This window comes from uncultured Alistipes sp., assembly GCF_902388705.1.
Classification (GTDB): Bacteria; Bacteroidota; Bacteroidia; order Bacteroidales; family Rikenellaceae; genus Alistipes.
Map to the genome: position 1 here is coordinate 1 of NZ_CABMQJ010000064.1, position 10,153 is coordinate 10,153.

A 10,153-nucleotide genomic window follows, 5' to 3' on the forward strand; every position below is an offset into this window, starting at 1 on the left:
GATTCCGCCCGACGAAATCCCGCCCACGTCGATTATCCGGGAATTCATCGGCGGCAGCAGTTTCAACTACTGATTCCCCGCCCCGCCGCCGGTATGGGAAAGGCCCAGTCCATCGCCACACAACAGCCGCTCCGCGCGCTTGCTCCCGGATACGGGCGGCGCGTTCCGCGGCAGGGCAGGGCCGCCGGGACACGACGCGAATCCTGCCGCCGGCCCGGCAAGGAAAATATCTGCCGGACGCGCTTGCGGTCTTCGAAAAAAAACTATTTTTGCATTGCGAATGCGCACCCCTACACGACACACGGCAATAACTAATTAAAAACCAAATATGTTCGACAAATTCTCCGAACGCCACATCGGCGTCAGCAACGAAAAAGACCTCAACGCCATGCTCGAGGTAATCGGCACCGGATCGGTCGAGGAGCTAATCTCGCAGGTCATACCGCAATCCATCCGGCTCAAGAAACCGCTCGCCCTGCCCGCCGAGGGTATGAGCGAGTATGAATTCGCCGCCCACATCCGCACGCTGGCCGAGCGCAACCGCTGCCTGCGCTCGTTCATCGGCATGGGCTACTACCCCTGCGCCGTTCCGGCCGCCGTCACGCGCAACGTCTTCGAAAACCCCGCGTGGTACACCTCCTACACCCCCTACCAGGCCGAGATTTCACAGGGCCGCCTCGAGGCGCTGCTGAACTTCCAGACCGCCGTAATCTCGCTCACGGGCATGGAAATCGGCAACTGCTCGCTGCTCGACGAGGGCACGGCCGCCGCCGAAGCCATGCTGATGATGTTCGCCCTGCGCTCGCGCGAAGCCGTGAAAGAGGGGCGCAACCAGCTCTTCATCGACCGCAATATCTTCCCGCAGACGCTCGACGTGCTGCTGACGCGCAGCGAGCCGTTCGGCATCGAACTGATTATCGACGAATACGACGAATACAGCTTCACCGGCAGGGAGTTCGGCGCCATCGTCCAATACCCCGCCGCCAACGGCCAGGTGCGCGATTACTCGGACTTCACGGCCTCGGCCCACGCCAAAGGCGTGCTGGTCACGGCCGTGGCCGACCTGCTCTCGCTGGCGCTGCTCAAAGCCCCCGGCGAATGGGGCGCCGACATCGCCGTGGGCACCACCCAGCGCCTGGGCAACCCGATGGGCTTCGGCGGCCCGGGCGCAGGCTACATGACCACGCGCGAAGCCTACAAGCGCAACATGCCGGGCCGCATCATCGGCGTTTCAATCGACCGCCTCGGCAACAAGGCGCTGCGCATGGCGCTCCAGATGCGCGAGCAGCACATCAAGCGCGAGCGCGCCACCTCGAACATCTGCACCGCCTCGGCCCTGATGGCCTCGATGACGGGCTTCTACTGCGTCTACAACGGCCCCGAAGGGCTGAAACGCGCCGCCGATACGGCCCACCTGGCCGCCGTGACGGTAGCCGGGGCCCTCGAAGCGATGGACTACAAACTCGCTTCGTCCGCCTACTTCGACACGCTCGAAGTCGCCGCCGAAGCCGCCGTCGTACAGTCGCTGGCGCTCGAGAGCGGCATCAACTTCTACTACCCCACCGAGGGTTCGGTGCGCATGTCGTTCGACGAGGTGACCACCCCCGGGGAGATCGCCGAGGTAATTCGCATCTTCGCCGCCGCCAAAGGCCGTAAAGCCAAGGCCGTAAAGCCCGCCGCCGAAAGCAATATCCCGGCAGCCCTGCGCCGCAGGACAGCTTACCTCACCGAGCCGGTTTTCAACACCTACCGTTCGGAAAGCGGCCTGATGCGCTATATCAAACGGCTGGAACTGCGCGACATCTCGCTCGCCGATTCGATGATTTCGCTGGGTTCGTGCACCATGAAGCTCAACGCCGCGGCGCTCATGCAGCCGCTCTCGCTCGCCGGCTTCCAGATGATGCACCCCTTCGCCCCGGCCGACCAGGCCGAGGGTTACATGCAGCTCATCGCGGAACTGGAGCGCGACCTGGCGACCATCACGGGCTTCGCGGCCTGCTCGCTGCAGCCCAACTCGGGCGCCGCGGGCGAGTACGCCGGACTAATGGTGATTCGCGCCTACCACCAGAGCCGCGGGCAGGGCTACCGCAACGTGGTGCTGATTCCGGCCTCGGCCCACGGCACCAACCCGGCGTCGGCGGCCATGGCCGGCATGAAAATCGTCACGGTGGCCTGCGACGACAAGGGCAACATCGACGTCGCAGACCTCGAAGCCAAGGCCAGGGAGTACAGCTCGGAGCTGTGCGGCCTGATGGTGACCTACCCCTCGACGCACGGCGTGTTCGAGAGCCGCATCCGTGAAATCGTGGACGCCGTGCACGACGCGGGCGGACAGGTCTACATGGACGGCGCCAACATGAACGCGCAGGTGGGCCTGACCAACCCCGGCTACATCGGCGCCGACGTCTGCCACCTCAACCTGCACAAGACATTCGCCATGCCCCACGGCGGCGGCGGCCCGGGCGTAGGCCCCATCTGCGTCGCCGAACACCTCAAGGCGTTCCTCCCCTCGCATCCGGTTATGCCGACGGGCGGCGACGAGGGCATCACGGCCGTTGCATCGGCCCCCTGGGGCTCCGCGCTGCTGCTGCCCATAACCTACGGCTATATCAAGATGCTGGGCGAAAGCGGGCTGCGGCGCGCCACGGAGATGGCCATCGTCAACGCCAACTACATGTCCGCAGCGCTCGCACCGGAGTACCGCACCTATTATTCGGGCGAAACGGGCCGCGTGGGCCACGAGATGATTCTCGACCTGACCTCTTTCAAGAAGGACTACAACATCGACTGCGGCGACATCGCCCACCGCCTGATGGACTACGGGTTCCACGCCCCGACGCTTTCGTTCCCCGTGCACGAAACGCTGATGGTCGAGCCGACCGAGTCGGAGCCCAAGGCCGAGATGGATCGTTTCATCGAGGCACTGGTAAGCATCAAGCGCGAATGCGAGGCCGCCGTCGGCAATGCCGACAACGTGGTGGTCAATGCCCCCCACACGGCGGCGGAAATCGCAGGCGAATGGCCGCATCCCTACACCCGCGCCGAGGCGGCATTCCCGCTCGGGTGGGTGCGCGAGGCGAAGTTCTTCCCGTACGTTTCGAAAATCGACAACGGCTACGGCGACCGCAACCTCTGTTGCCGCAACTGCGAGTAGCCGCACGCCGCACGCAACAAAAAAACGGATGGCACGCAAAGTCCATCCGTTTTTTATTTCAACCGGAAAAGCACGCCGATACCGAAAAAAAGAGCTCCGGCGGCAAAAAACACGCTTTTTTAGCATGATTATCGCAAGGGCCGGTTCATACGGATACACGAAAAAAGCCGGAGCCGCACAACCGATTGCAAAATAAAAACTTAATTACTATCTTTGTCAATTAATACGACCGCAATAAATTTATAATCACATTACAATGAAAGTAGAACAGAACAAAATGGTCGGCGTGGACTACAAGCTCACCGTCGACGGACAGATCGCAGACCAGTCGCGCCCGGGCCAGCCGCTCGAATTCATCTTCGGAACAGGCATGCTGCTTCCCAAATTCGAAGAGGCTATCCTCGGCAAGGAGATCGGCGAGGCTGTATCGTTTACCCTCGAGCCCAAGGACGGCTACGGCGAGCTGATCGCCGACGCTGTCGTAGACCTGCCGAAAAACATATTCATGGTCGACGGCAAACTCGCCGAGGACATCCTCTTCGTGGGGAGCCAGGTGCCGATGAGCGACAACCAGGGCAACCGCATGATGGGCATCGTCAAGGAGGTCGGCGACGAAACCGTGAAAATGGACTTCAACCACCCGATGGCGGGCAAGACGCTCAACTTCGACGTGGAAATCGTATCGGTGCGCGACGTAACGCCCGAGGATTTGCAGGGCGGCTGCTCGTGCGGCGACTGCGGCGACGATTGCGGCGGCGGATGCGACCACGAAGGCGGTCACTGCGACTGCCACTAACGACAAAGCGGGACTGGAAAGCCCCGCTTTTTTTCAACCCGACACACACGACCATGACCCAGACTGAACTTACGACACTGCTCGCGGCGGGCGTCCTGCGCGACCTCGACCTGACGGGCCGGGAGCTCAAAGGCCTCGACTTCGGGGGCTGCACGCTGGAGAACGTCACCTTCGACGCGTGCACGCTCACCGGGTGCTGCTTCGACAACTGCACCCTTTGCCGCGTATCGTTCCGCAAGGCGGCGCTTCGCAACTGCCGTTTCCGCCGCGCGGCGATTTCATGGAGCGACTTCCGGTACAGCGAAACCGAGCGGGCGACTTTCGAAGAGGCCGACATCCGGTTTTGCGACTTCTACCGCGCCATGCTCACCGGCATCGTCATCATGCGCAAATCCCGGATCGCCGACACGAGCCTCTATTACACCTACTTCGGCGAAGGCGTGAACATCCGCCGCGAAAACCTCGCCGGCGACAGGCTGCTCCAGCAGGACTACGACAAGTACAGGCAGTTCCTGGTGGAGTGGAACACCAACGGCACGGGCGTGCGGAAAAACGACCGGGACAACCAGTCGGCCTGGAGCCCCGACGCTTCGCTCCGCTCCCGCTGGGCCGATGCGGAGGAGATTTACAAAAACCTCAACGGCCTGTGGGCGGGAACGGGTTTCCTGCGCGATGCCAACTGGGCCTACGTCAAGGGCCGCCGCATGGAGCGCCGCCGCATGCTGGCCCAATGGCGCGGCACGCCGCCGGCGCGCAAACCTGAACTCGCGTGGAAAATCGGCACCAACCTGCTGATGGACATCATGTTCGGCTACGGCGAAAGCCTGCTGCGCATGGTCGCGACCTATGTATTGCTGGTATTGCTCTTCGCCTACATTTTCCAGGGCAACGCCTCGCTACCCTCCTACCTGCACGCCTTCTGGATCAGCCTGAAGAACATGGCCGGCGTGGGATCCGAGCAGCTCAACGGCATCTCCCCGCTGGTGGACATGCTCAATGTCCTCCAGACGACGCTCGGCATCCTGCTCACCGGAATTTTCGGTTTTATCCTCGGCAACAAAATCCGCAACCAGTAACCGGCAAGCGTCCATGCCCCGACGCGCTCCGGGCATCCCCGCACAGCCCCGGGACATCCCTATCCCCGGCACTCGATCGAATAAACGAAGCTGTCCGCCTTGTATACGCCGATATTGTATTCGACCGGCTCACCGTTGGCATCGTAGACGAACCGCTTGCGGATAAGCACGGGGTCCTGGGTCGTAATCCGGAGTTTTTCGGCGATGAATTCGTCGGCCAGGGCGGCGGAAATCTCCTCCTTCGACGTACGGACGATTACCCCGTAGTCTTTGGCCAGGATTTCATAAAGGGGACGGCTGAAATTCTCCGTTCCCGTGACGGGAATCCGGGGGTTGAAATACGAAATAAAATAGACGAACGGGTAGATTTCGTTTCCGCGCAGCCGTTCGAGCGTGAAGAGGCTCTCGCCCCGGTCGACGGAGAAGAAATTGGCGACCTCGGCGTCGGGCCGCTTCCAGCTCAAATGCAGTTCGAAATTCCGCACTTTCACCCCGAGCGCCTTCATCTCCTGCGAGAAGCTCATCCAGTTCTTGGCTCCGCTGAAGATACTCCGGTGGGCGACCCGCGTGCCGTAGCCTTTCTTGCGAACCAGCAGCCCCTCGTACACCAGCTTGTTGATGGCCTGCCGCAGGGTGTTGCGCGAAATGTTCAGCTGTCCTGCCAGGGCGACCTCCGGGGGCAGCAGTTTGCCTTGCAGGTACTCTTTGCGCGAAATCAGCTCCCGCAGCATCTCCTCGGCCTGTTTGTGCAAAGGCTCGGGGCTATTCGGATCGATATAAGCCATCGTCTTGTTTTTTCTGCAAAGTTAAATTTTTATTTGGAAACTATTCTTTTTTTTACATATATTTGCAACATATTAAATATGTTCATACATTTGCAGTGGTTAAAATCATAAAATACTGACATACTGCAATAAAAATGACTACTTTACACAAATATCAGGATAACATAAAACAGGATAACTACCATGCGTAAATCGAATTACGATAAATTTCCGGCCATAAAGGCCGAGGGCGAAGCCGTCTGCGGCTGGGAGGCGATTGGCGCCGCCGTCGGTGAGATGTTCCGGGAAGGGGATACGGCCGTCGTGGCCCTCGAATGCTATACCGGCGTACATATCGAAGACTTCTTCGCCAACCTGAAACCCGGGGGCGTGCGCATCGTCGACACGCGCGACTTCTTTAAAAGCATCGACGAGGTGGAGAAGATGACGGCGCGCCACATGACCGGCGACGTGCTCTTCGGCTACGTCACGGATTTGAAGATGGAGGATTTCATCGACTGGGACAAGGTCGCGGCGCAGCAGGCGCTGCTGGGCGGCAAAGAGGGGAACGTGCTCGTCATCGGCAGCGGCGCCGCGCTGATCGCCCCCGCATACCGGAAACTGATCTACGCCGACATGGCCCGCTGGGAAATCCAGCTCCGCTTCCGGCGGCGGGAGTTCGACGGCCTGGGCGTACACAACCGCAACGAGGCCACCTCGCTGCAGCACAAGCGCGCCTACTTCATCGACTGGCGGGTCTGCGACGATTTGAAACGCCGGCTGCTGGAGCGCATCGACTGGTGGCTCGACGAGAACCGGCGCGAGCAGCCCAAGATGACCGCCGCCCGGACGGTCATGCAGGCGCTGGCGCGCGCCGCGCGGAGCCCATTCCGCGTCGTGCCGTTCTTCGACCCGGCGCCCTGGGGCGGACAATGGATGAAAGAGGTCTGCGACCTCGACCGCGAAAAGGAGAATTATGGTTGGTGCTTCGACTGCGTGCCCGAAGAGAACAGCCTGCTGCTCGACATCGGCGGCGTGCGTTTCGAGATTCCCTCCGTGAACCTCATCTTCACGCATGCCCGTGAAGTGCTGGGCGAGCCCGTGGAGGCCCGTTTCGGCAAGGAGTTCCCGATTCGGTTCGACTTCCTCGACACGATGGGCGGCGGCAACCTGAGCCTCCAGGTGCACCCGACCACGCAGTACATCCGGGAAACATTCGGCATGCAGTACACGCAGGACGAAAGCTACTACCTGCTCGACGCCGGGGACGACGCCGTCGTCTACCTCGGCCTGCGCACCGGCATCGACAGGGAGGCCATGCTCGCCGACCTGCGCGAGGCACAGGCCGGGGGCAAGCCGTTCGACGCGAAAAAATACGTCAACAAACTCCCGGCGAAAAAGCACGACCACTACCTCATTCCGGGCGGCACGGTGCACTGCTCGGGCGGCAACTCGATGGTGCTGGAAATCAGCTCCACGCCCAACCTCTTCACGTTCAAGCTGTGGGACTGGCAGCGGCTCGGGCTGGACGGCAAACCGCGCCCCATCAACATCGGGCACGGAAGCCGTGTCATCGACTGGGGCCGCGACACGGAGTACGTGCACAAGTACCTGGCGAACGTATTCGAGCCGGTGGCCGAAGGCGAGGGATGGCGCGAAGAGAAAACGGGCCTCCACCGCAACGAATTCATCGAAACGCGGCGCCACTGGTTCACGGCGCCCGTCGACCACCACACGGAGGGCAGCGTCAACGTACTCAACCTCATCGAGGGCGACGAATGCGTCGTGGAGAGTCCCGACAACGCATTCGAGCCGTTCACGGTGCACTACGCCGAAACGTTCATCATCCCCGAATGCGTCGGCAAATACCGCATACGTCCCGTCGGCACCCAGCCGTGCGCGACCATCAAAGCCCGCGTGCGGGTATAACATAAAGTATTCCGGAAACAACGACTAACCGAACCGCACCATGTACGACAACGACGACCGAGTTGTGCTGACCCTCGACGCAGGGGGCACCAACTTCATATTTTCAGCCATCCAATACGGCCGGAGCATCGTGGAGCCGATACGGTTGCCCTCCAACTGCCACGACCTGCAAAGCTGCCTCGACACGCTCGTCGACGGCTTCACACGGGTGCGCGAACGGCTGGACACCCCGGCGGCAGCCATCAGCTTCGCATTTCCGGGCCCGGCGGACTACCGCAACGGCGTGATCGGCGAACTGCCCAACCTGCCCGCATTCCGGCAGGGAGGCGTGGCGCTCGGCCCCTATCTCGAAGAGGCGTTCTCGCTGCCCGTGTTCATCAACAACGACGGGGCGCTGTTCGCCTACGGCGAGGCCATGGCGGGCACGCTGCCCCACATCAACGGGCAACTGGCACGGCACGGGGCAAACCGACGCTACCGCAACCTGCTGGGCATCACCTTCGGCACGGGCTTCGGGGCCGGCGTGGTCGTCGACGGACAGCTGCTCGTGGGCGACAACTCGGCCGGCGGCTGCATCTGGTGCTTCAACCACAAAAAGGACAACCGCTACATCGCGGAGGAGGGCGTCAGCATCCGGGCTGTGAAACGGATTTACAGCCGTTTGAGCGGCGATGCATCGGAACTCACGCCCTACGACATTTTCAACATCGCCGAGGGGAAACTCCCGGGCGACGCCGAAGCGGCGAAGCAGGCATTCGCCGAGCTGGGCGAAATCGCGGGCGACGCCATCGGGCAGGCCAATACGGTCGTGGACGGGCTGGTGGTCATCGGCGGCGGCCTGGCGGGCGCCTCGAAATACTTCATGCAGCCGCTGGTCGACGAACTCAACCGGCAGATCGGCACCTATGCCGGGGACTCGTTCCCGCGCTCCCAGAGCCGCGCCTACAACCTCTGCGACGCGGCCCAGTCGGAAGCCTTTTTCACGGAAGATTTCTCGGACAGCGTAAAAATCCCGGGCTCGGCGCGCACCATACGCTACGACCGCACCCGGGTGTTCGGGGTAATCACCTCCCGCATCGGAGCAAGCGAAGCTATCTGCCTGGGAGCCTATGCGTTCGCACTCGGCGAACTGGACAAGAGGCGGGAGTTGTCCGCGGACAGCGGGAAATGACAATCCCGACAAACGAAAGGCGGAAATTCGGATTTCCGCCTTTTTTTGTCATTACAGGCCTGTGAAAATCCGGTAAATAGATTATATTTCGTAACTTCGCGGACGGATTCACTGACTATAAAGACCGGGAACGGGGATTGAATATTGTATACCCTGCGACAATACCTGACGACGCTGGCCGACACCCACGGACTGACCAGAACCTTGGGTGAAATCGTCGTGTGCCGCGACCAGCAGGGACGCATGTGCTACACGGCCGGAAACAGCGCCGTCGTGTTCCGCATCCGGCACGAAGGCCGGATTCGCTCGCTGCGCTGCTACACGCGGCCGGTGCGCCACCTGCCCGAAATCTACGGCGAGCGGTTCCTGCCCCGGGAGCTGTTCCTCTACACCTCGCCCGAAAGCGGGGTCTGGGCCGACGTCGTGCTGGGCGAATGGATCGAGGGACAAACGCTCCACGAGGCCGTCGCCGAAGCGGCCGCGGCAGGCGACACGGCGCGGCTGCGCACGCTCTCCGCGGCATTCGACCGCATGGCCGCGACCCTCACCTCCGACTGCTGGGCCCACGGCGATTTGAAACCCGAAAACATCATCGTCGGTGAGAACGGCCGCCTGCACCTGATCGATTTCGACGCCGTATTCCTGCCCGCCTTTGCCGGGGAGCCGAGCCCCGAGCTGGGCACCGCGGCTTTCCAGCATCCGGCGCGCACCTCCCGGGATTTCGACGCCGCACTCGACGACTACCCCGCAGCGCTGATTTCCACGGCCCTGCACGCCCTGACACTCGACCCGACACTCTACGTACGCTACCACAACGCCGACGGACTGCTTTTCTCCCCGCAACAGATACACACCGACGAGGCGCTGCGCGAAGTGATCGCACTTTTCCAGCGCACCTGCCGGGCCGTCCGGTACCGCATCGCCCGGCTGCTTTACGCACCCGCGCCGCACCTCTTCGGAATTGCAGACCTGCTGGCGTGGGCCGTACGGGAAGAGCAGCTCCACTCCGGCGCGCAATCCGTCCCCGCCGGCCGGCCAACCGCCGGAAATGCAAGGGCCGCAGGATCCGGCAACGGCGGAAGAACAACCGCAGGATCCGGCAGCGGCGAGCCCCGGAACGCCCTTGGCGCAGAGTGCGCACCCAACCCCGCAAAGGACGGAAACTGCGGGTGCGAAGCCGGCGAATACGGCCTGCAGGTGTATGCAGCCTGCGGGTGGGGCACGCACGCCGGGAACCGTCAGGCAGCCCCCTCCGCCCGGGGC

General features: G+C 62.2%; 9 protein-coding genes. 8 read left to right on the forward strand and 1 reads right to left on the reverse strand.

Features of this window, described 5'->3' with window-relative positions; genetic code table 11:
• The 5 genes from QZT71_RS10805 to QZT71_RS10825 form a co-directional block, all read left to right on the forward strand.
• Nucleotides 1–315 (forward strand): hypothetical protein (locus QZT71_RS10805; protein WP_295915985.1); only part of this gene is annotated, 315 nt, incomplete at its 5' end.
• A gap of 13 nt (nt 316–328) precedes the next feature.
• Nucleotides 329–3,154: an aminomethyl-transferring glycine dehydrogenase gene (gcvP, locus tag QZT71_RS10810; RefSeq protein ID WP_295915988.1), complete on the forward strand. Its 2,826-nt coding sequence runs from the start codon at nt 329–331 to the stop codon at nt 3,152–3,154.
• Between the two features lie 28 nt (nt 3,155–3,182).
• Complete coding sequence (locus tag QZT71_RS10815) at nt 3,183–3,350, forward strand: hypothetical protein (protein WP_295915992.1); 168 nt, start codon at nt 3,183–3,185, stop codon at nt 3,348–3,350.
• A 60-nt stretch (nt 3,351–3,410) separates the two neighbouring features.
• Nucleotides 3,411–3,950 carry a peptidylprolyl isomerase gene (locus QZT71_RS10820; RefSeq protein ID WP_295915995.1) on the forward strand — a complete coding sequence of 180 codons (540 nt, stop codon included), beginning with the start codon at nt 3,411–3,413 and terminating at the stop codon, nt 3,948–3,950.
• A 53-nt stretch (nt 3,951–4,003) separates the two neighbouring features.
• The gene (locus tag QZT71_RS10825; RefSeq protein WP_295915997.1) at nt 4,004–5,026 is read left to right on the forward strand and encodes a pentapeptide repeat-containing protein; all 1,023 of its coding nucleotides are present in this window, start codon (nt 4,004–4,006) and stop codon (nt 5,024–5,026) included.
• A 59-nt stretch (nt 5,027–5,085) separates the two neighbouring features.
• Here the strand turns inward: QZT71_RS10825 and QZT71_RS10830 are convergent, their stop codons facing one another.
• Nucleotides 5,086–5,811, reverse strand: coding sequence for a GntR family transcriptional regulator (locus QZT71_RS10830; RefSeq protein ID WP_295916000.1), 726 nt, complete (start codon nt 5,809–5,811; stop codon nt 5,086–5,088).
• Nucleotides 5,812–5,994: 183 nt separating this feature from the next.
• On the opposite strand from QZT71_RS10830, the gene QZT71_RS10835 reads away from it, so the two are divergent.
• The 3 genes from QZT71_RS10835 to QZT71_RS10845 all read left to right on the forward strand — a co-directional run.
• Nucleotides 5,995–7,719 (forward strand): class I mannose-6-phosphate isomerase, encoded by a 1,725-nt coding sequence (locus QZT71_RS10835; RefSeq protein WP_295916002.1) that lies wholly within the window; start codon nt 5,995–5,997, stop codon nt 7,717–7,719.
• Nucleotides 7,720–7,759: 40 nt separating this feature from the next.
• On the forward strand, nt 7,760–8,890 hold the full coding sequence (locus QZT71_RS10840; protein WP_295916006.1) for an ROK family protein: 1,131 nt from the start codon (nt 7,760–7,762) through the stop codon (nt 8,888–8,890).
• Nucleotides 8,891–9,034: 144 nt separating this feature from the next.
• Nucleotides 9,035–10,153 (forward strand): phosphotransferase (locus QZT71_RS10845; protein ID WP_295916008.1); only part of this gene is annotated, 1,119 nt, incomplete at its 3' end.

Coding starts and splice junctions, on each gene's coding strand:
- gcvP (WP_295915988.1), top strand. CDS start 329: ATGTTCGACAAATTCTCCGAACGCCACATCGGCGTCAGCAACGAAAAA.
- QZT71_RS10815 (WP_295915992.1), top strand. CDS start 3,183: ATGGCACGCAAAGTCCATCCGTTTTTTATTTCAACCGGAAAAGCACGC.
- QZT71_RS10820 (WP_295915995.1), top strand. CDS start 3,411: ATGAAAGTAGAACAGAACAAAATGGTCGGCGTGGACTACAAGCTCACC.
- QZT71_RS10825 (WP_295915997.1), top strand. CDS start 4,004: ATGACCCAGACTGAACTTACGACACTGCTCGCGGCGGGCGTCCTGCGC.
- QZT71_RS10830 (WP_295916000.1), bottom strand. CDS start 5,811: ATGGCTTATATCGATCCGAATAGCCCCGAGCCTTTGCACAAACAGGCC.
- QZT71_RS10835 (WP_295916002.1), top strand. CDS start 5,995: ATGCGTAAATCGAATTACGATAAATTTCCGGCCATAAAGGCCGAGGGC.
- QZT71_RS10840 (WP_295916006.1), top strand. CDS start 7,760: ATGTACGACAACGACGACCGAGTTGTGCTGACCCTCGACGCAGGGGGC.